This is a genomic window from Sphingobacterium athyrii (assembly GCF_003071065.1).
Classification (GTDB): domain Bacteria; phylum Bacteroidota; class Bacteroidia; order Sphingobacteriales; family Sphingobacteriaceae; genus Sphingobacterium; species Sphingobacterium athyrii.
Genome location: NZ_QCXX01000005.1, coordinates 433,647 through 455,579, shown reverse-complemented (window position 1 = coordinate 455,579; position 21,933 = coordinate 433,647). Strand labels below are relative to the sequence as shown.

Below are 21,933 nucleotides of genomic sequence, written 5' to 3'. Positions count from 1 at the left end.
AATGGAAATAAGGAAAGTACAGCTAACAAAAGGTAAAAACACATTCTATAAGCTCGAAAAAAAACTTCATTTTGAACCTTTCTTTCGATACCTAGAATCCTTTACCGAAAGTGGTATATCTTCTGATGACATGATTCCATTATTTGCCCTGGAGCGAATAAAAGAAATTGAACATGTCAGCGGCAAGCTATGTAAACACAATTTAAGTGCCTATAAAGATATTTTACAGCTCATCTATAGTCTTTCGGTATCGCTTATAGATACAGATCCTAAACGATATTGGGCGCTCGCTACGCCACTTGCAGAAGAAGCATTTTATGGGACTGATGCCTTTTTTGACCTCTGGAAAAATAGATTGGAGGAACAGGATATCCAAGATCAATTGCAAGATGGAGAGCCCCTAAACAACCAAGAAAAGCTGATATATACGCTTATTTTCGAACGTCTATACGGACTGCCTGCCAAAGAAAATAATACAATTGTTTATCATCATTTAAATGAAAAAGGCGAAATCATCGATTATTATGATCTAACTATAGATTTCAAATTTGTTGATATTAAGCCCAAAAAAGAACTTCCCCAATTCAACCTGAGAAATCTGACCAAAAACACCAATGACGCTTCTTTGTTCAACTGGGATCATGTCATTAATGCAATTAAGCTAGAAGATTTTGAATTATCCGGGTTCACTATGCTCACTGTCAAAAAAAGTAGTCTCGAACATACTATTAAGAGAATACAGTCTATTTTATTGGATCTTGCCACATACAATTACCATCTTTTTTTATCAGATCTGGAGAAAATCATCGCGCCGATCCTAAAGAGTACGGATACAATTTTTAGCCTGTTTCCATTGTTTCAGTTAAATGGCCTGCCTTTTTTTGATTATTCCATTACAAATAAAAGTATTTTAATTTCCGAAGCAAACGCCAGCAATAGCTATACCAACATCAATCCGCAAGTTGCAAACTACCTAAAACACCCGCATCTTATTTTTTATAATACCCTAGATGCCATTAAAAATACGACATCCATTTTTGATGAACGAATCAAGGCGTCCGGGGTTAAGACCTATCTGTGTATTCCATTGATACATAACCATGCCTTGTCCGGGATTATGGAAATTTACAGTCATCAGCTGGATCAATTGGACAATGAAACCATTCAATCCCTCCGCACGCTTGTGCCGCTACTGTCTCAGCTATCCTATGATATCACGGCAGAGTTCAGGAAACGCATTGACGAGATTATTATTAACCGGTTTACAACAATCCAGCCGGCCGTACAATGGAAGTTTAATCATATTGCAGCTCAGTATATTCAGGAACTGGAAAACGATGAACAGAACACCCATATCAAACCTGTTATTTTCGAGGAAGTCTATCCACTTTATGGAGCTATAGATGTAAAGGATTCTACCGTCATCCGCAATGCATCTATTTTAAAGGATTTTAGTTTCAAAGTGAAACAACTGGCTCTTCTCATTGACGAACTATCCAGGGACGGCACACATCAGCTCATTATTGATTTTTCAAAACGGGTAGACCAGATTACCATGTCGCTCGACCAAATCTCCTTTGATGAATCCATGGTCAAGATCATTGAATTCTTCAGAAAAGATGTTCAGCCATTTATCGAGGCCGCGAGAAGAGAATTCTCAACAAAGCACGCCATTATCGAACATTATGCCAAGCATTTTTTCACCAATCGTGAAACCGGAGAATTTTATAGAAATGAATTTGAGACCTCATTATGGAAGATAAATCAAATCATCAGTAAGGAACTCAATCATTTCAACAGTTTTATCCAGGGCAATTATCCCTCCTATTTTCAAAAATTCAGGACCGACGGTATCGAATACGATATCTATATAGGAGAATCCATTACACCACAGCAGACCTTTAGCAAAGAATTTATCAATATCTTTAGGCGACAACAGATTATCTCCATGGCCCGTATTGCCCTGAAAGCACATCACGCAAAACAGGATTTACCAATTACCTTGGAGACCACACAGCTTATTTTCATTAACCCACACAGTATTGATATCAGCTTTCGGGAAGACGAGCGTCGATTTGATGTTGAAGGATCATTGAATATCCGTTACGAAATCATCAAAAAAAGAATAGATAAAATACGGGTAAAACGGACCAAGGAAAGGCTCACCCAGGTCAACAAGATTGCCATTGTCTATCTGTCGGATGAGGTGCTAGAAGACCTTAATCTAAGCATACAGGCTATTTATGATATGGGCATCATTGAAAGGACCGTAGAGCACCTCAAACTGGAGGATGTACAAGGAATAGTAGGTTTGAAAGCTATTCGTCTTACAGTAAACCTAAACTATCGGGATTTCTCCTAAATTTGTATAATCTCTCTGGATTTAGTAGAGCGTAAATAAGGGAATTATTTTAATAACAATATTACGATGATAACTGATGCCAACTATTTTTATTTAAGCGATTTGCTTGGCACTTTATTTTTTGCGATATCGGGCACCTTATCCGCAAAGCGTAAGGACATCGATATTTTCGGAGCTGCCTTCTTGGGTTTTGTGACGGCTATTGGCGGCGGATCCATGCGTGACGTATTTCTAAATTTACGCCCCGTTTGGGTAAATGACAGCAATTATCTTATTGCGATATTCTTAGGCATCTTAATTGCCATCATCTTCAATAGGCAGCTCTATGGCTATTATCGAACCCTGACACTTTTTGATGCGATAGGAATCAGTTTCTTCACCATCTTAGGCGTGCAAAAGTCATTGAACTACGAAAGTAACGTCTATGCAGCCATCATCTTTGGTATGTTTACAGCTGTATGCGGGGGAATGATACGCGATATCCTCCTCAATGAGACGCCTTTGATCTTCAAAAAAGAGGTCTATGCTACGGCCTGTTTGGCGGGCGGATTAATTTATATTTTGCTTGTACACCTCAATCTGGATTTGTCCTGGGCAGCTATTATTGCTGCCGGTGTGGTTTTTCTGATTCGAATGACCGCGGTTAAGTATAGGTTATATCTTCCCCGATTGGACTGAGTGATAAGGTTGGAAAGCAATCGCTACAATAAAATAAGAGAAGCGTTAGTTTGGACTAACGCTTTTTCTTTTGCTGTGGAAATTTCATTTTATAGCTCACCCGGATATTGCCTTTGGCAATTGCGTCCAACTTACCCTTTAACATCGTTTTCTTAAGCGTACTCAATTTGTCTGTAAACAGCTTCCCTTCAAGATGGTCATATTCGTGTTGAACAACACGCGCCGCCAATCCGGTCAGGTCAACTTCGTGCTCCTCAAAATTCTCGTCCAAATAATTGATACGAATATTCTTATGACGAAGTACGTCTTCATTAATATCAGGAATACTTAGGCAGCCTTCGCCAAAAGCCCATTTTTCACCAGATTCCTCCACCATAATCGGATTGATGAAAACTCTTTTGAAAGATTTGAGCATTTCTTTATTCTCTTCGTCATCTTCTGCAAACGGCGTCGCATCAATAACAAACATACGTATTGGCAATCCTACTTGTGGCGCCGCAATTCCAACACCATGTGCAGCATACATGGTATCAAACATATCATCTATCAATTTCTTTAAATCAGGATAGTCTTCATCTATTTCCTCAGCAACCTTTCTTAATACAGGGTCGCCATACGCCACTATCGGAAGTTTCATATATAAATAATTATTTATAAGTGTCGATTGTCATTGATACAAATCAAGTCGTCGCACTTAGTTTGTTTTTTAAAGTCCTATGAAATATGCTGTATAAATTATATACCACAAATTTTTTTTCGCCTGCAGCTGCTTAGCCCGCATCGGTGTTATGCTTTTTAAGCATGGATATTTCACAGTACAATCATATTTTGCACAAAGATACGGATAATTATTAAAAGCGAATATTTCGCCAGAACTTCCATAAGAGTTACTTTTGTTTTATGAATCCAGCTTTTAAAGATCTTGTTATTCGGTTCAAAATCGAACTTGAACGTCACCTAGCAGTGCGGTTACCCCTGATCGAACTAGATGGATATCTACAAATTGATTCTTCTGAATTAACAAAAAAGATCTTTCTCTATCCCAACGAAAGACGTTTACGGTTTCAGGGCCCCGAAGAGGGCATTCATATAGACGAGGATATATTAGCACAAAAATTCGACCTCATTGTTCAGCGCATCGTTGCCAAATGGAAGAATAATCGTCGTATCTACGCACGGAAAACAATCGTTGCACGGATTGATAAAAAAGTAAGTCAGCAGTTCCTCGTGGAACATCACTTACAAACTCCACTTCCGGGAAAATACAGATACGGACTATATGAGCAGGGCGAACTCGTGTCCATAGCTGTTTTTTCCGGAGGGCGCCGTATGAACGATAAAAATGACGAATACCGTTCTTTTGAGTTATTGCGCTTTTGCAATAAATCTGGCTATAACGTGATTGGCGGGCTAAGCAAGTTAATCAAGGCTTTTTCGAAAGACTTTTCCCCGGGGGATATTATGACGTATACCGACAGGGACTGGAATCAGCATTCTTCCTTAGAAAAAATCGGCTTTACGATAAAAGAAATTACAGCTCCGATCACCTTCTGGATTGCGGGAGCGCATAGATATACTTATCGTAACGAAGAAGATCTAAGTGTATTAATGGATCAGGCTCCACTTGGCTTTCCAAAGGAAAACATGGGAAGCATCAAGATGATTTTGTATATAAAATAAGCTAAATTGTGTATATTGTACACTGTAATAATTTGAAAAATAAATAATCAAAAAATAATAACGTTATGAAGAGAAAACTTCGCATGGGTATGGTCGGAGGCGGAAACGACGCCTTTATTGGTGCTGTACACCGCATTGCCGCTTTTATGGATGGAAAGATTGAATTGGTTTGTGGCGCATTTAGCATTGATCCACAGATTTCAAAACAGTCTGGAGAAGACTTATTTGTATCTCCTGAGCGTGTCTATCTCAACTACGAAGAGATGATCGAGAAAGAATCGTTGCTTCCTGAGGGGGAGCGTATGGATTTTGTAACGATCGTTACTCCAAACTTTCTACATTTTGCTCCAGCTAAATTAGCTTTGGAAAAAGGCTTCGATGTTGTTGTTGAAAAACCAATGACTGTATCTGTTGAAGAAGCAAAAGAATTACAGGAGACTGTAGAGCGTACGGGCCGTACATTATGTTTGACACATACCTATTCAGGTTATCCGATGGTAAAGCAGGCCAAAGCGATGGTAAAAGAAGGCCACTTTGGTAAAATAAGAAAAATTGTTGTTGAATATCCACAGGGCTGGTTGAGCCGTTTAACTGAACGCGAGGGCAATGCTGGCGCGGCTTGGCGCGCGGATCCAAAACGCTCGGGCAAGTCGTTGGTCATGGGTGATATCGGTACACACGTAGCTCATCTTGCGGAATATGTGTCGGGATTAAAAATCGAAGAGTTATGTGCTGATTTAACAACATTTGTTGAAGGCCGATTATTGGATGATGATGGCTCCGTATTATTGCGTTTCCAAAACGGTGCCAAAGGCGTATTAATGGCATCACAAATCTCGGCAGGAGAAGAGAATGCTGTTCGTATACGTATTTATGGCGAAAAAGGCGGATTGGAATGGGCCAACGAAGACCCGAACAACCTGATCGTCAAAATGCTTGATCAACCTCGCCAGCTGTATCGTACAGGAAATGCATACGCTGCGCCTTATACATTGAGCTCGTTTGCAACCCATAATACACGTGTTCCTGCTGGTCACCCAGAAGGGCTATTGGAATCTTTTGCTAATATCTATCGCAACTTTGCAGCAACAGTTACCGCAAAACGTGAAGGAAGAACTCCAACCGCGGAAGAACAAGACTTTCCAACGGTTTATGACGGGGTCAGAGGTATGGCCTTCATCGATACTGTCGTAAAAAATAATGAAGGAACAGAAAAATGGACTAAATTTGTTCTGTGATAGACAGACTAAAACCTATACTTTCTCTTTTGGAACAACAATCGGTTCCGAAAGAGAAAGTTATCGTTATCCTAGGACCCACAGCCTCCGGCAAGACCAAACTGGCAGTACAACTCGCCCAACAAATTGATGCCGAAATTATCAGTGCCGATTCTCGTCAAATTTACCGACGCATGGATATTGGAACTGGAAAAGACCTTACTGAATACCAAGGCATTCCATACCATCTCATCGATATACAGGAACCGGGAGCAAAATACAATCTTGGAAATTTTATTGCGGACTTCCATCAAGCCCATCAGTCCATTTTAAAAAAGGGCAAGCACACGATCCTCTGCGGTGGAACGGGCTTATATTTACAGAGCGTTATCCAACAGACCCCCTATGCACTAATTCCGAGTATAACGGGGTTCAAAGAGTCTCTCGCCGGAAAGACAGCGCCTGAATTGATGGATCGACTAAGCACCTATGCATGTCCATTGGATTTTCAGATAGACCATTCCACGAATAAACGTATTATCCGCGCCATCGAGATACTGGAATTTCTCCAACAGAACCCCGAGTTCAAACCCAAACAGCAAGCTCCAGAAGCTCTTGTCATTGGATTAAATCCACCATTAGAAAAAAGACGGGAAAGTATCAGTAAACGATTGAATGAGCGAATCAAAAGCGGATTTCTACAAGAAGTCGAACAATTGCTGATCGAGGGCGTTTCTCATGATCAGCTGCAATATTATGGTTTAGAGTACAAGTATGCCTCCTTATATCTCCTTGGGCAAGTGGATTACACGACCTTCTTCACCAAACTGGAAACGGAAATACACCGGTATGCCAAACGTCAAATGACCTACTTCCGAAAAATGGAAAAGGATGGGATCAAGATCCATTGGATATAAACAAAAAAGGGCTAGTATGACTACTAACCCTTTTCGTTAATCTCTTTCTATTATAACTTGATTTCCTCGTCTTTCGCATTGAAAAAGTGGAATTCAGTTAGATAATATGACGTCATTGGATTTACTTTAATCCATTTACCGTACTTCATAAACCATTTCATTCTTTTAGAAATCAGACCAGACTTAATGTAGGCGTCTATGTACGGGTGAACACATAAGGTCACCTTTTTCTCATTCTGTTCTTGAAGAATAAAACTCAAATTATTTTCAATATCATCCATTAGGACAATACTTGATCGGATTTCCCCTGTACCATCACAAGCCGGACATTTCTCGTTTGTGACAATATTCATTTCAGGTCTTACACGCTGACGGGTGATCTGCACCAGACCAAATTTACTTGGTGGCAAAATCGTATGCCTTGCCCTATCCGACACCATACATTCTTTTAAGAATGTATACAACTCTTTTCGGTGATTGGGCTTATGCATATCAATAAAATCGATGACTACAATTCCCCCCATATCACGCAGGCGCAGTTGCCGCGCAATTTCCTTTGCTGCTTCCATATTGACCAGCAATGCATTATCCTCCTGATTCTCCTTATTGGCAGAACGGTTACCACTATTGACATCGATTACATGCAGGGCTTCGGTATGCTCAATAACGAGATACGCGCCGCCGGGCAAAGTAACAGTCTTGCCAAAAGCTGCCTTGATTTGCTTTTCAACTCCGAAATGGTCGAAAATTGGTTCTTTATGTTTGTAAAGTTTTACAATTTTCTCCAGATCCGGAGATATATCGTGTATATATGATTTTGTTTCTTCGAAGATCGAAGGATCATTAACATAAATATGCGAGAACTCATCCGTTAGGATATCCCGTAGAATAGTGGATGCGCGATCCATTTCGCCGAGAACCTTTTGTGGTGGTTCAGCATTTCGAAGACGTTTGGTAAATAGCTCCCATTTTGAGATCAGGTCCAATAAGTCACGTTGCAGTTCTTCGACACCCTTTCCTTCGGAGACTGTACGGATGATTACACCAAAATTAGCTGGTTTAATACCTTCAACAATCTTTTTGAGGCGGTTGCGTTCGTTACTGCCTTTGATACGCTTGGAAATGGAAACAGTACTTGAGAAAGGCACCAAAACGACAAAACGACCGGCAATTGATAGGTCTGAGCTCAGACGAGGTCCTTTTGTTGAGATGGGTTCTTTGGCGATTTGTACTGGCACGAGCATATTTTTGCTCAAGACATCAGAGATCTTACCAGCTTTATCGATATCCTTTTCAAGTTTTAAACTATTGAGCAGTTTCTCTTGATAACTGCCATTCTTTACGATACGCGTAAGCTTAAGCAAAGATTGAACTTGGGGACCCAAATCTAAATAATGTAGAAAAGCATCCTTTTCGTAGCCTACATCTACGAAAGCCGCATTTAGCCCCGGCATAATTCGCTTAATCCGTCCGAGATAGATATCCCCAACGGCAAAATTGTTATTTGCGGGCTCACGGTTAAGTTCAACGAGCTGCTTGTCCTGTAGTAAAGCAATAGTTACCCCTTTATCAGGAGTTGAATCGATAATTAATTCCTTTACCAAAAGCTACTCATTTTTGATACCTATGCGATATCCTATCGCAATTTTCGGTATCCGATTAAACATTTAAAGAACGTTGTTACGAAAAAAACAATCTACACATCCATAAAGACATGTAGATCGTTTCGTAAAGCTATCTCAGCAAAATGGGCCAAGATGTTTAAAAGCTCATCACAAGATTATTTTTTCTTGTGTCTATTTTTTCTTAAACGTTTTTTACGTTTGTGAGTAGCCATCTTGTGTCTTTTTCTTTTTTTTCCGCTTGGCATAGCTAAATTTTTTAATGATTATAAATAATAAATTAATTACTTGCTCAATTCCGCAATCTTGCGATCAATGAATTGTGATAGGGATGGATCAGCAGCCAGCTCTTTACTTTTTTGAAAAGCAGTGACGGCCTCTTTTTTCATCCCAATATTTTCATAGCCTGTGGCTAAGTAAAAGTATGACTCTGCATCGGGCTTCTGATCGATAACGGTCTTAAAACGCTCGATGGCTTTGTCAAACTGACGGGACTGTAATGAAAACAATCCCAAAGTTTTATTCGCTTCTAAGTTTTTCGGATCAGCAGCAACAACTTCCCGTAATAAAGCAATTCCTGCCATTGGGTTGTTTGTCCCTGATACCATTGCGGCACCTAATCCTGTCTTTGCATCCAGACTACTTGAATTCGCTTTTAGCGCTGCCTCATATGCATGAATTGCATTTTGATTGAGTGCTTGGGCTAAAGTAGAATCTTGCAAATTCGTATAAGCAGCACGATAAGCATTACCGGCTTTCAACCAATATTCAAATTGAGGGGAAACCTTTGCCATTTCCTCATACACAAATGCCTGAGGGGCTGGTTTTGCGACGTCGTCCCACTTATCTGCCAACTGTTGCAACAGCTTTACCTTATCTTCACCAGAAGCTTTTGCAACTTGGGCCTCAATATCGGAAATTTCTTTGACTAAACTAGCATCTAAACCTTGTTTTGTCATCGAAGAGATATTTTCCAAGTTTACTTCATTGGAAGGTTTCGATTCAGATGCTGCAGCAGTTTGTTTTTCTTTGTCCACCAAACCTTTAATAGGCTGCGCAAATAGCACAGCAACCAAGGCTACAACTGCTCCTATGACTATTATTTGTTTGGTATTTGCCATTTTAATCTATTTTAAGATTATTTATTGCCATTTTTTACTTTCTCAACGAAAATCTTAGCTGGCTTGAAGCTAGGGACAAAATGCTCCGGAATAATGATTGCTGTATTTTTTGAAATGTTTCTTGCAGTCTTCTCAGCTCTTTTTTTGACTACGAAGCTACCAAAACCTCTTACATATACATTTTCTCCTCCGATCATTGCGTTTTTGACAACTTTGAAGAACGCCTCTACGGTCTCTTGAACATCTACCTTCTCTAAGCCAGTTTTGTTAGAGATTTCTGCAATAATTTCTGCTTTAGTCATATCTATTTTACTGTAATTATTTATTTTTCAACCCTTAAGCCAACTAATGTTTGGGGATGCAAAAGTATTGTTTTAAAATGAGGAATGGAAATTATTTAAACACTTTTTTGATAAATAACCTTCCAAAAGCCAAACATTTACAATCAATTAACGCCATTTCACATCCAACAAATGCTGAAATAAATCTCAAAAATAAAAACAATTTCCTAATTTACAACAAGTTGATTCATTGGATGTCATAGAAAATTCAAGATATGCCAATTGCATGACTAATACGGTCCAAATCTTCGGATGTATGATGTGCATTGACCACAATCCTATTCAATAAGGGATCCGTAGGGAGCGGATAAGGGAAACTCGAGACCAGTATACCGGCTTCCATCAGCCTTGCATATAGGCTGGTATCCTTGGACGAAAAGACTGGGAAATTAGCCATGCTATTTAAATATCCCTCAGAAAGTGATTCGAAATAACGAATATTTGCCTGCAATTTTTCAAATTGTTTACGATAGATGTGTTCCCCATTTAAAAAAGCAAAGAGGCTCGCGGGGGAACTGGGAGAGGCCCCCGTATAAAAATTTGATTTCTTGAGCTGTTCAATCCGTTTCGCGCTGGCCAAGATCAGTCCTGCATCTGTCGCTAAACCCTTTGCTAAGGAGGCAACAACAATCAATTCTATATTTTCCCCTAGAAAATCACGGTCAGCGATCGAAATGCCATTTTCACGCAGTACACCTATACCGTGAGAATCATCCAGGATCAAGGTAACTTTCTTCATTGCCGAAACGTTCTTAAAAACCGAGAAGTCATATCGTTCTGGAGTCATATTATCCAAGCTATTGCTCACGATAACAAAAGAGGCCGCTTTGGATTGATTGATATACTCGACAGTTCGCAGACTCCAGTCCCTAAAATCGCCCGTTACAGCAGGGTTTATGTCAAGCCACAAGGAGGGATGGCAGGCGGGGGCATAAAGCAGTTCTCCCTCCATTGATAACATTTTGACAACAAATTGGGTCGCCAAATAGCCGCTAGACAGCAATAACCCAGCTCCAAAACCAAACCGCATGGCCGCATATTGTTCAGCTTGATCAAATATAGCCTGCTGAACATTATTATTGCGCGAAGTCCCGTTATTAACACCATACCGTCGCACTCCCTCAATAAAAAGTTCGGCATATGCTTTATCCGTTGCCAGCCCCAGATAGGAGGTTCCCCCAAAAAAGAGGTATTCCTTTTCATCCAGATATATGGACCGCCCAGTGGGTTGATCAAGTTTTGTGAAATTTTTCATTTTAACCATGGAGCCCCTACTACATGCAGGGTATTGTAATCAATAATACGCATTTGGTTTGGCCTATCAAATTGTAACAGAAACATTCGTCCCTAATCCTCAGCTCCACTTATGACCAAAGAGTAACATTGTAGGAGGCTTTTAATTGCTTCATTTGCCAATGAACGAAGAGTCGATTGGTGCTCCAGAAAGCTCGTTAATTGCTCTGACCGGTCGATCTGGGGTAAGCTGTAAGTACTTCTGGATTGGCGATATGTTGTGGTATTCCTTGTGCGAAAGCGACAATATTTTCAAATGCCAACCTAAACAGCTTTTCGTACCCATCCTCTTCCACGTAGCCCAAATGCGGAGAACAGATGACATTTGGCATTTTCAACAATGGATAATTGGGATCCGTGATCGGTTCGGACTCATAGACGTCCAGAGCAGCGGCGCCTGGAGTTCCACTTTCCAGAGCCTTCAGAAGCGCACCTTGTTCCACCAGTTCCGCCCGCGAAGTATTTACAAATAGTGCTGACGGCTTCATGGACCTTAGGTCCTCCAATTTTACGATACCCCGGGTTTCTGGCACCAATCGTAGGTGTAGGGTTACCACATCCGCAAAATGGAAGAAATCTGATTTACTGGATGCTGCTAAGAATCCATCCCTCACAGCCTCTTCCCTTGAACATTCGCTGCCCCAAACGATCACTTCCGCGCCAAAGGCTTTGGCATATTGGGCGATCAGCCGACCTATTTTACCGTAGCCCCATATCCCCATTGTTTTTCCTGCCACGGACTGACCAATATTCGTCTGCCATTGCCCTTTTTGCATCGCTGCAATCGCTTGCGGCAGTTTCCGCAAAGCATTCATAATTAATAACCAGGTCAGTTCGGCGGGAGCAGTTGGGGATCCCGTACTTTCTGCAACAGCAACCTGATAAAAGCTACAGGTCGTCAGATCAAGATGATTGGAAATTTTTCCGGTTTGGCTGATGAGCCGGAGGTTTGGCAGCTTACTGAGCAGCTCGGCAGAGATTTTCGTTCGTTCCCTGATCAGCACCAACGCTTCTGTGTTTTTAAGTTTTTCCGCCAATTCATGAGGATCTGTATAGGATTGTTTCAATATCTGAACATCATGACCATCAAGTATTTTGAAACAATCCAACTGTCGGACAGCATCTTGATAGTCATCTAAAATGGTAATTCGCATCTTTCTGTGACTTAATTTACACCGCTCATTTATGATGACCGGTTTTCATTTCGAACATTAATTTACAGCATAAAATCGGAATACTACATTTCGTCATGATTTTTTGACATTTCATCCACTCTTTTTCGTAGAAGCAATTGTTTGCGTACAAATTTGAATAATCAACAGGCCCCCAGCCTATTATTAAAATATAATCCCCAACTGGACTGGCTGGCCGCCATGCACTATATCGCAAATTACTTTTATGAGAAAAGTGGGCACCTGTTGCGTCTGGAAGCCTATCACAAAACATATGACAACCTAATAAAATACAACAGCCAAAGACCAAAGTACGACAGTCGGTATGACAACAAGGGTAATGGCAAGGTCAAAGGTTTTGATGTATTTTACAAAAACAGCAGCAGCGTAAAGAATCTACAATGTTGGATTTCATACTCCTACACGGACAGCAAAAGAAATGAGGCTAACTACCCCTATATGGTTACTCCATCTTATGTCTATAAGCATAGCTTCTCTATCGTTGGGAAATACTGGTTTGCAGGCCTCCGATCACAGCTCAGTTTGACAAATTCGTTTGTTTCAGGAAGAAATTACAACAATCCGAACCAGACCCTTTTTATGAACGCTCACACCAAAGGTTATAACAACCTATCAATGAGCTGGTCATTCCTCTACAGTCAGCAAAAAATTGTCCATTTCTCTGTCAGCAATGTCCTCGGAGCATCACCAATCTATGGTTATCAATATGCCAACTGTCCGAACACACAGGGCATTTACGACCGTAGGCCTATCGTACCCACAGCCAAACGCTTTGTTTTTCTGGGTTATTTCTGGACAATAAGTAAAAATGAAAAAGACAATCAACTGGACCATCTATAACAATCAACAGCTCATCATCAAAATATGTCGGTTCATCCAAAATTATTCCTTTTTGTCAGCGACTATCGGCAATTTTACCGAAGTTCAACAAGATGAGGACCAACGAGATAAAAAAAATGTCAACTATTAAAAGAGATGTTATGAAATCAATTGCTATTATCATTGTCTGCTTAATCAGCAGCACAGCATTTGCTCAAAGCAATTACGAAAAAAACATGGGACAAGCCATGAGTTTGTGGAAGACAGGAGATATACAGAAAGCCTCCGCACTACTGGAACGTATTAGCCAAGCGGAAAAAGACAATTGGATTCCGGCTTATTATCAGGCCATGATCCTGACAACAGCCGCTTTCAGGGAAAAAGACAAGGAAGCGCAGGCAAAATATATACAATCTGCCGAAGTCATCCTGAACAACGGTGCACAGGAAAATAATTCAGAATGGCTGGTATTGAAAGCAATGAACACAACAGCATTAATGGTAACGGATCCAATGACAAAAGCCAAAGACCTATCGCCGGTCATTATCGGATTATACAAAAAAGCGCTAGCAATAACACCCAATAATCCTCGTGCGGTGTTAGGATTAGCCGAATTCCAAATGAACGCAAAAAAATATTTCAATAAGGACAGCAGTAAAGAATGTGAGGACGTGAAGAAAGCACTATCTTTATTCAATGAAGAAAAAGTGACTGTCCTATTTGCGCCCTCATGGGGTAAAGACCGGGCAGAACAATTACTGAAAACGTGCAAATAATATTGCTGTGAAGAAAGCACCATTTAAAGCCATCATTCAGGCCATACTGGCAAGTATGGTTATTTGCATCTATTTTGGAATCGTGGCCAAACTTGATCATAAAGATACCCCTTGGCTTTCCATCATATTGCATCCTAATATGGCTAGAGGTTTATCGTATGGATTTATTCTATTTCTTGGCAATAACTATCTCTCAAAATGGGCAACAAAGAAATACCCTGCCAATAAAGATTTTGGGAAAAAGATGGTTTTCATTTATACTGGAAGCATTATCTTGACCATACTTGTTGTTTTTATTGTTAATGCCTTTTTCTCTGATTTATTCATAGTCAACAGCTCAAAAAACTTTTCAAAGCGCTTCTATAATTTTGTAGGCCAACAGCATATTGTCTACTATTTTCAGATTGCTGTATCCTCATTATTTATTTCCATGGTCTTCTTTGGTTTTTATTTTTACAAAAAATTTAAAGACTACCAGATTAAAGAATCGGAGCAGGAAAAACAACAGATTACTGCACAGTTCGAATCTTTAAAAAACCAATTGGATCCACATTTTCTGTTCAACAGCTTAAATGTGCTGAATGGACTTATTGAAGAAGATCCCAAAAAGGCAAGCCTGTTTACAACAGACCTATCAAGGATATACCGCTACGTGCTCGAACACAAAGACAAGAGTCTTGTTTCCTTACAGGAAGAGCTCTCGTTTTCAAAAGCCTATTTGAATCTCTTGAACCTGCGGTTTGAAGCAGGTATTCAGATTGATCTACATATTCATGAAGACGAGATCAGTGGTCTTATTTTACCGCTTTCGCTTCAGCTGCTCATCGAGAATGTGATCAAGCACAATGTCATTTCACTAAAAAGCCCGCTCTTTTTAAAGATTTATCGAAAAAACAATTATTTATATATTGAGAACAATCTGCAGAAAAAGAAAGTACTTAACGGCAATTCCGGAATCGGTTTGAAAAATATTCAGGAGCGATATGCATTGTTATCCAGTCTACCTGTATACATACATGAAAGCGATGATTTGTTTTCTGTGGGGCTACCGATTATTCCGGAAACGGTATTATGAAAATCAGCTCATTTAAAACAGATTTGTAAATTTTTGCCATAAGGATGAGCCCGGCCCAGGAGGCCATTAAATAAAACAAACGAAACACCAGCAGCAACTGAAGATAATAATCAGACTGGTATTACATCACTATTAAACAAGTAGCTCATGGATCAGATGATCAATGAGGACGAATATGCAATGAAGATATTAATTATAGAAGACGAACTCCCCTCTGCGAGACTGCTCAGAAGAAAATTGGAAGGGCTCGGTTACACTGTAATGGCGATACTACAGACCGTAGAAGAATCAATCGAATGGTTTCTGTCAAATGTCGAACCGGACCTACTTCTTATGGACATTCAGCTTGCCGATGGAATTTCATTCGAGATCCTTGAACGGATAAAACCCAGCTCAGCCATTATTTTCACGACGGCATACGATGAATATCTATTACGGGCATTTAAGCAAAATAGCATTGACTACCTGTTGAAGCCAATTGAAGATGAAGAACTTGAAAACGCAATTAAAAAATTTCTGCAGTTCAGGCGCCCTGTTCTTCCATTTGATCCCGCAGCTTTTGAGGCATTATTCAGAAATACAAGCCAGACATTTAAAGAGCGTTTTACCATCAAGATCGGACAGAGCCTCAAAATTGTAACCAGTCAGCAGATCGAATGTATCTACAGCGAAAACAAAGGGACCTATATATATACCGATGAAAATGGGACCTATCTGCTGGACCAGACGCTGGATGCTTTGACGCCACAATTGTCGCCCAAAGATTTTTTCAGAATCAACCGAAGTTCCATTGTGCAATTTAATGCTATAAAAAACGTCGCTGTGCACTCCAATGCCAGATTGAAAGTATACCTCAAGCACTACGAGTCTGACGATTTGATTGTTTCGAGAGAGAAAGTTGCCGCTTTCAAAAGTTGGATAAATCAGTAACCGAAGGCTGACCTCACCCATTTATTCATGAGGCGCTGTAATCAGGCAGAGAAAATTTCCGAATCATCTTCTTTTTGATCACTGAGCAATCGGACAGATGACTTGAAGGCGGAAGAAGTTACATGTTGAGCCTATAGTTCAGCGGAATACTGAATCTCAGAGACACTGCAAATCCCTTCATTGGCCGATAATCCGCTTTGTCTTTGATGGAAAAACCATATCCAAAATCAATATCCAAAAGTGTTGCCAGACTGACACCAAGTTTTGGGGTAAAGGTATAAGGCGTCACTTCCGCACGTACAAATGGAGTCAACACATACGTTTGTGGATAATATGTAATGGCCCCTTCTGGAATAACCGCAAATTTCTTTTGAGTCCAGGTGAAGTTGGCTGTGACATCTGCCCGCAAGATATTATCACCTAAAAATGGAAATGCAAAATAAGCGCCTGTTTTTATAATACTCCCTTTTTGGAATTGATAACTCAGCGTAGGACCGATCAAATGATCCTGTGCTGCTGCCTTTTTTCCAAAAGCAAGCAAAATAATCATACAGCCTATCCAAAGTATACTTCTATTTTGCATAATCCGTCATTTAATAAAGATGAAAATTCAGCGGTATATTCACCCCTAAAGACACCGTAAAACCATCTATCGGCCTAAAATTCTTCTTTGTGTTGTAATCAAATCCATAGCCTATACCCAAGTCGACGATTGAGAATAAACTTGCTCCAACTTTTGGAGTGATGGTATAAGGGGTCAGTTCGGCCTTAACAAATGGGAACAGGACAAAGTCATTTAGATAATAGGTAAAGCCCACCTCGGGAATAACTGTCGTTTTGTTGTCCATCCAGCTGAAATTTGCACCGGCGTCGATTTTCATGTACTGAAAGTCGTTCGGTGCAAATAGGCCCCAACCAGAAACTTTTAGAAAATTGCCGCTTTGGTACTGGTATCCCGCTGAAGGCCCCCAGATCCAGCTGTTATGCTCCCGCCAAGGCCTATTTTGGGCCTTTACCAGAAAGAATGAACAACATAGCGCAGCAAATAACAGTAGTGTTTTTAGTTTCATCCAGCTAAATTACAAACTATAATCTATTTTATGGAATACAACAGGTGCGTCCCAAAATAGTTTTACTTAAAACAGAAAAATAGTGTCCATGCAGCCTGATACTCGCAAATTGAATCGGCAAAACACCTTTTTGGCACCGCTTAAGGTTTAAGCAACTTGATTCTAATAAACTGAGACCTTTCACTCAAGCTTCCTTCCTCGCCCCAATAACCATTCACATGGTTGGCGGCGGTATAGATGTACCCATCTTTACCCCAGAACATCAGTTCCTCTTTCCAGGTTGGCATCCATTCTTTAAAACTTACTGAAATCATCGGGATCACCTTTCCCTGTTTCACGTGGAAGACTTGTAGGTCACCCGTTGATTCATAGGGATCAGCATGCAACGTCATCAAATATTTTTTATCCGCGGAAAAGAAAGGATAATCGCCGCATTCCACAATAAGATGACCATCCTGCCGATCAAAAAGGCGTACATCAGCACTTTCCCAATAGTTGCCCGCTACGGCAAAAGCATTCAGAAAATCGTAATGCCCCATGTACGAATAGCTAGATTCCAGCTCATTATCTATATCCTTATCTGTAAAAGTCAGTTTTTTCCCGTTTGCCAGCGGCAGTTCCAAAATCTTTCCGTTTTTGGTATAGGACAGCGTATCTTTGATCAGATAATTTTCTACCGTATTTCGGGCGGCCAAAAACGTTTGTTCATCTATTAATTCCACAAAAAGATATTTATCCAATGGATGCCCTTTTTCATAATAGCTTTCTTTTCCGTTTACGGTCTGTGAGACAATAATATTTAAATCCTTGGGCGATATTGTTATTTTATCCTGTTTGCCCAATTTAGATTTCGCCACATATACTTTTTCCCATTGTGTTACATCATTGGCTTCACCGTTAGCCCCTTTATAATCCCGTTGAATACGATCCATCACTGCAATCCACTCACCTTCCTCACCGATCACGTCCAGTTTTGTTCCAAAAGGATATTTTCCAAGAGACGGAGCATTTTCATCTGCCCCCTGACGCAAAACCACGCCAGCACGGTCGATCACATATAGATTTTTCAAGACCTTTGTCTGATCATAGATGATCGGCAAGGGCGGAAATTTCTCCGCTATCGCGGTATCTTTGATCGCACTCACACCCATTTGCACCGAATCCTCCTTCCGGATAGCTTTCTTTTTTGCTCCGTCACCACAGCTTGACATTCCCATCAAAATAGTGCTTCCGACAAGCATATACACGGGTAAAAATAACAGTCTTTTCATATAGGTGAAGATAGCGATTCCCGTGCCGAAAAAAAATACTGGTATTCAGGGGTTCTCTTCTATTGCTATAAATTCGGAAATGCCTATAAACCGAACCTACCGATATCGGGCAAAAGCCAATGTAAACTCCCGGAACTTCGCTTCCGAATTTTATACCTTGCGCCAGAGTGTCTTTCGGTTTACCCGGAGACCGTTATGGCTATTCTTGGCTCTGATTACTGTCAATACGATCATTAGAGCGATCGTCAAAAAGCGGAAGATATTAGCATACCAGTTGCCTGCAGCATTTTCGTCAACATTAAATAGCATCCAGGCCAGATTCATCAATATATGTAGGGCTACCGGAACCCAAACATTGAACTTCCACTCAGCATATAACCAGGCAAACAATACCGATCCCAAAAATGTTGTCATAAAAATGAGAACCAATTCCATCGGATCCTGGCTTTGATATAGATGCAGTAAGGCAAATACCAACGATGTTGCCAGAATAGCGGGAATAAACCCTAGGCGTGTATAGCGGTAAACAAGACCAAAAAAATAAGCCCTAAAGATGAGTTCTTCAAACAATCCCGCAGAGAAGGTATTAATGACCAATGAATTGAAATCGGGTTCCCTGATCAAAGAAAACCTAAATGCATAACCGATAAACATCGGAAGTGTTGCCAGCGCGGCGATACCTATCCCCAATGCAGGAGACCCATTTACCCCAAATTTAGACACCAATGTGTCCTGATCTTTAGGCTTGAGCAAAAGTGCCCCCAAGAGCAAAGGCAGCAGGCTGAGGATATAGGTTACCATGTGGGCCAAGGCCCTGTTGTGAACAAAGCCGATTACCCAGGACTGAACGGAGGTAAAAAATGCCTGATCTAAGCCAAAGTAAATCCCGAAGAAGGAAAACAAAACAAGCAAGTTGAAATTTGTAGGATTCATATTTTTTTGGCACAAAACTATATGGCAATGTCAGGACTGACAAAAATATGTGGCGGTTCGCCAGATTTAGGGATGAATGGTACCGGTTATCCCAGGGAGCCAATTGAACCGCATCATTTCAATAAGTAGGCTCTTACAGCCGGGAGCATCGAACGCGATACCAGTGCATATTCGTCCCTATCGGCGAAACGCAACAGGAAGCCTTTTGCATTGCCCTCCTTGACCAGAATCTTGTCGAAATTAACCAGATATGACCTATGGCAACGGTGTATGTTCGCATCTGTCAATTGCTCCGCCAACTTTCCCAATGTGATCCGGATAATCTCCTTTTTGGCTATTTTATTTTCATAAAAATAGACCTCACAATAATTATCCATGGATTTGGCAAATATAAAATCCTGTCGGCCAAAACATAAAAGCTGGCTCCCATTAGCAAGACAAACAACAGTGCTGTTATCAGAAACCACGGCATGCTGATCCGGTAAGCTCGCCAATAGTGGAGCAGCCGGGGTATGAGCGCCGAGGTTCGATATACGCTGCGCCGGTAAACTCACCCGTATCGGCAAAACTTGCCTCTGGGCGAAAGGGACCGATACAGACTCCGTCGGTTTACCCCGATCCGTTTTTATGAGTGTTAAAAAATAAATCAGTCCGATGGGTACATAGAGCGACAGGGTATAAAGTCCCATATACAGCAAGTTGATCCATTGCATGGACACCCGGCTCACAATACAGCTATTGTATAAAAAATTCAATATTGTCGCTGCTACGTATACCAATAGCATACGCAGGAATTCTTTTTTTACCGTCCATTTCTTTCTGTTGGCCAATAAGGCGGAAGCGAATAGATAAGATAAGGCGAAAATGCCCCCATAGCCCATCAATAGTATATATTTCCCTGAATCTTCAAAATTGTAGGTACCAAAAGGCTGAAAAATGATTAAAAAAAGATAACAGGATCCTCCGAGCAAAAAAGCATACCGCAGCGAGGTCCGAAGTGAAAATATTTCCGGAATGACCTGTTGGTGCCGCCCTAGCCATCGAGTTAAACTGATCATAATCAGTGACAAATTTACTAAAAATTTAGCGCTGATTATAGCACTTTTTGATCGTACAGAGATACTTAGCGACTAATTATGGCGAAATATTATTACACTATAATAAAGAAATATCCAAATTATATTTAACTTAGGGAATAGTTCATTAAACATGTCTTTTATATGGTTTGATGACTGTAGTCATAGTATTATTTAAACACATTATATTTAATAATTATGCGTTTACGTCATGTACTTACCTTCTTTATCTGTGCTTGCAGCACCCATGTTTTAACAGCACAGCAGAAACAGATCCTTTTGGAAAATGTCAAACTCATAGATTATAAAAACCAGAGCCTTAACGGTCTGAAACACGTTCTGATCAACGGCAACACGATTCAAACGATCAGTGCTGCGCCCATTAAAACCACAGGAGCCGAAATTGTAAAGATAGATGCCAAAGGCAAAACATTACTGCCCGGCTTGATTGATGCCCATGTGCATTTGGTCTTTGGGGCACTTACAATGCCACAGATGATGACAAACGATCTTTCTGAGGAATTTCTGGTAAACAAGGTTGGCCAATCAGCGCAGAAAATGCTCATGCGTGGATTTACGAGTGTGCGCGATGTGGGTGGACCGATATTTCCATTGAAGGCTGCGATTGACAAAGGTAAACTAATCGGCCCCAGGATCTGGCCTTCCGGAGCTACGGTAAGCCAAACTGCGGGGCATGGTGATTTTAGGACGCCAGAGGAAAAATCGCGCAGATTCTTCGGCATTGTTTCACGCGCCGAAAGATATGGAGCCACTTTTATAGCCGACGGACGCGATGAGGTACTGACAGCCGTCAGGGAAAATTTACGGTTCGGCGCCAGTCAGATCAAACTGATGGCTGGCGGAGGCACCTCTTCGGCGTATGACCCCGTGGATGTTACGCAATATACCCTGGATGAGATGAAGGCGGCGGTCGAAGCAGCGGAAGATTGGGGCACTTATGTTACCGTACACGCTTATACCCCCAGGGCGATACGCCGGGCGGTCGAAGCAGGGGTAAAGTGCATCGAACACGGACAGCTATTGGATGAGGAAACGCTGCAACTTCTTGCAGAGAAAAATATCTGGCTCAGCTTACAAAATTTGGTCGAAGACACACCTGATATGGATCCGCAAAGGCGAATAAAACGCAAGCCCGTTATCGAAGGACAGGAAAAAGTATGGCCTTTGGCCAAGAAACACGGTGTTAAGCTCGCTTGGGGAACCGACTTCCTTTTTGAACCAGATCTGAATGAACTGCAAAATTCATTTATCCTCCGTCTTCAAAAATGGTTTACGAATGCTGAGATCATTAAAATGGTTACCCAGGACAATGCGGAGCTGTTACAGCTTGCGGGTTTACGGAGCCCATATCCCGGCAAACTTGGCGTGATCGAAGAGGGAGCAATGGCTGATATGCTTTTGGTCAATGGCGATCCGCTCCGGGACCTGGCACTACTGGCCGATCCGGACAAAAATTTTCTCCTTATTGTCAAAGACGGACAAATTTATAAGAATAGTTTACAAAAACGTTGACAGTTCATTCCAGGCTGGTTCCGATC

Annotated in this window: 21 protein-coding genes; 10 read left to right on the top strand and 11 right to left on the bottom strand. The window is 40.9% G+C overall.

All coding sequences use genetic code 11. The features are described from left to right. The first annotated feature begins 1 nt into the window (after window position 1). Together DCO56_RS19890 and DCO56_RS19885 are read left to right on the top strand one after the other, a co-directional pair. Window positions 2-2,362: a GAF domain-containing protein gene (locus tag DCO56_RS19890; protein ID WP_108635485.1), complete on the top strand. Its 2,361-nt coding sequence runs from the start codon at window positions 2-4 to the stop codon at window positions 2,360-2,362. Window positions 2,363-2,428: 66 nt separating this feature from the next. Then, complete coding sequence (locus tag DCO56_RS19885) at window positions 2,429-3,040, top strand: trimeric intracellular cation channel family protein (protein WP_108635484.1); 612 nt, start codon at window positions 2,429-2,431, stop codon at window positions 3,038-3,040. Between the two features lie 55 nt (window positions 3,041-3,095). Here the strand turns inward: DCO56_RS19885 and def are convergent, their stop codons facing one another. After that, window positions 3,096-3,677 carry a peptide deformylase gene (gene def / locus DCO56_RS19880; RefSeq protein WP_108635483.1) on the bottom strand — a complete coding sequence of 194 codons (582 nt, stop codon included), beginning with the start codon at window positions 3,675-3,677 and terminating at the stop codon, window positions 3,096-3,098. 263 nt (window positions 3,678-3,940) lie between these two features. On the opposite strand from def, the gene DCO56_RS19875 reads away from it, so the two are divergent. The 3 genes from DCO56_RS19875 (at window position 3,941) to miaA (ending at window position 6,854) form a co-directional block, all read left to right on the top strand. Continuing rightward, window positions 3,941-4,720: a hypothetical protein gene (locus DCO56_RS19875; RefSeq protein WP_108635482.1), complete on the top strand. Its 780-nt coding sequence runs from the start codon at window positions 3,941-3,943 to the stop codon at window positions 4,718-4,720. Window positions 4,721-4,785: 65 nt separating this feature from the next. Beyond that, window positions 4,786-5,958, top strand: a complete 1,173-nt coding sequence (locus tag DCO56_RS19870) for a Gfo/Idh/MocA family protein (RefSeq protein ID WP_108635481.1) — start codon at window positions 4,786-4,788, stop codon at window positions 5,956-5,958. Then, on the top strand, window positions 5,955-6,854 hold the full coding sequence (miaA, locus tag DCO56_RS19865) for a tRNA (adenosine(37)-N6)-dimethylallyltransferase MiaA (RefSeq protein ID WP_108635480.1): 900 nt from the start codon (window positions 5,955-5,957) through the stop codon (window positions 6,852-6,854). Before DCO56_RS19870 ends, miaA begins: the two co-directional genes overlap by 4 nt. A gap of 50 nt (window positions 6,855-6,904) precedes the next feature. Here the strand turns inward: miaA and DCO56_RS19860 are convergent, their stop codons facing one another. The 5 genes from DCO56_RS19860 to DCO56_RS19835 all read right to left on the bottom strand — a co-directional run bounded on the left by DCO56_RS19860 (window position 6,905) and on the right by DCO56_RS19835 (window position 12,385). Then, a complete protein-coding gene (locus DCO56_RS19860; RefSeq protein WP_077436961.1) occupies window positions 6,905-8,458 on the bottom strand; it encodes an Rne/Rng family ribonuclease in 1,554 nt (517 codons plus the stop codon). 302 nt (window positions 8,459-8,760) lie between these two features. Continuing rightward, complete coding sequence (locus DCO56_RS19855) at window positions 8,761-9,597, bottom strand: tetratricopeptide repeat protein (protein WP_108635479.1); 837 nt, start codon at window positions 9,595-9,597, stop codon at window positions 8,761-8,763. A 17-nt stretch (window positions 9,598-9,614) separates the two neighbouring features. Continuing rightward, complete coding sequence (locus tag DCO56_RS19850; protein ID WP_028071165.1) at window positions 9,615-9,899, bottom strand: HU family DNA-binding protein; 285 nt, start codon at window positions 9,897-9,899, stop codon at window positions 9,615-9,617. Window positions 9,900-10,146: 247 nt separating this feature from the next. Beyond that, a complete protein-coding gene (locus DCO56_RS19840) occupies window positions 10,147-11,193 on the bottom strand; it encodes an aminotransferase class I/II-fold pyridoxal phosphate-dependent enzyme (protein ID WP_108635509.1) in 1,047 nt (348 codons plus the stop codon). 196 nt (window positions 11,194-11,389) lie between these two features. Next, complete coding sequence (locus DCO56_RS19835) at window positions 11,390-12,385, bottom strand: D-2-hydroxyacid dehydrogenase family protein (RefSeq protein WP_108635477.1); 996 nt, start codon at window positions 12,383-12,385, stop codon at window positions 11,390-11,392. Window positions 12,386-12,538: 153 nt separating this feature from the next. Between DCO56_RS19835 and DCO56_RS19830 the strand changes: the two genes are divergently transcribed. From DCO56_RS19830 to DCO56_RS19815, 4 genes are all read left to right on the top strand, one after another. Continuing rightward, window positions 12,539-13,264 (top strand): TonB-dependent receptor, encoded by a 726-nt coding sequence (locus tag DCO56_RS19830; protein WP_146191092.1) that lies wholly within the window; start codon window positions 12,539-12,541, stop codon window positions 13,262-13,264. A gap of 140 nt (window positions 13,265-13,404) precedes the next feature. Beyond that, complete coding sequence (locus tag DCO56_RS19825; protein WP_108635475.1) at window positions 13,405-14,019, top strand: tetratricopeptide repeat protein; 615 nt, start codon at window positions 13,405-13,407, stop codon at window positions 14,017-14,019. A 7-nt stretch (window positions 14,020-14,026) separates the two neighbouring features. Further along, on the top strand, window positions 14,027-15,094 hold the full coding sequence (locus tag DCO56_RS19820; RefSeq protein ID WP_108635474.1) for a sensor histidine kinase: 1,068 nt from the start codon (window positions 14,027-14,029) through the stop codon (window positions 15,092-15,094). A 147-nt stretch (window positions 15,095-15,241) separates the two neighbouring features. Next, the gene (locus tag DCO56_RS19815) at window positions 15,242-16,024 is read left to right on the top strand and encodes a LytR/AlgR family response regulator transcription factor (protein WP_245935876.1); all 783 of its coding nucleotides are present in this window, start codon (window positions 15,242-15,244) and stop codon (window positions 16,022-16,024) included. 118 nt (window positions 16,025-16,142) lie between these two features. Here the strand turns inward: DCO56_RS19815 and DCO56_RS19810 are convergent, their stop codons facing one another. The 5 genes from DCO56_RS19810 to DCO56_RS19790 all read right to left on the bottom strand — a co-directional run bounded on the left by DCO56_RS19810 (window position 16,143) and on the right by DCO56_RS19790 (window position 20,356). Next, entirely contained in the window at window positions 16,143-16,607 is a 465-nt protein-coding gene (locus DCO56_RS19810; RefSeq protein ID WP_219929423.1) for a hypothetical protein, read from the bottom strand. Between the two features lie 10 nt (window positions 16,608-16,617). Next, window positions 16,618-17,094 carry a hypothetical protein gene (locus DCO56_RS19805; protein ID WP_245935875.1) on the bottom strand — a complete coding sequence of 159 codons (477 nt, stop codon included), beginning with the start codon at window positions 17,092-17,094 and terminating at the stop codon, window positions 16,618-16,620. A 140-nt stretch (window positions 17,095-17,234) separates the two neighbouring features. Further along, window positions 17,235-18,365: an SH3 domain-containing protein gene (locus tag DCO56_RS19800; RefSeq protein ID WP_108635472.1), complete on the bottom strand. Its 1,131-nt coding sequence runs from the start codon at window positions 18,363-18,365 to the stop codon at window positions 17,235-17,237. A 150-nt stretch (window positions 18,366-18,515) separates the two neighbouring features. Then, the gene (locus DCO56_RS19795; protein ID WP_108635471.1) at window positions 18,516-19,298 is read right to left on the bottom strand and encodes a CPBP family intramembrane glutamic endopeptidase; all 783 of its coding nucleotides are present in this window, start codon (window positions 19,296-19,298) and stop codon (window positions 18,516-18,518) included. A 113-nt stretch (window positions 19,299-19,411) separates the two neighbouring features. After that, the gene (locus tag DCO56_RS19790; protein ID WP_108635470.1) at window positions 19,412-20,356 is read right to left on the bottom strand and encodes a LytTR family DNA-binding domain-containing protein; all 945 of its coding nucleotides are present in this window, start codon (window positions 20,354-20,356) and stop codon (window positions 19,412-19,414) included. 216 nt (window positions 20,357-20,572) lie between these two features. Between DCO56_RS19790 and DCO56_RS19785 the strand changes: the two genes are divergently transcribed. Further along, a complete protein-coding gene (locus tag DCO56_RS19785; RefSeq protein WP_108635469.1) occupies window positions 20,573-21,907 on the top strand; it encodes a metal-dependent hydrolase family protein in 1,335 nt (444 codons plus the stop codon). The last annotated feature ends 26 nt before the right edge of the window (window positions 21,908-21,933 follow it).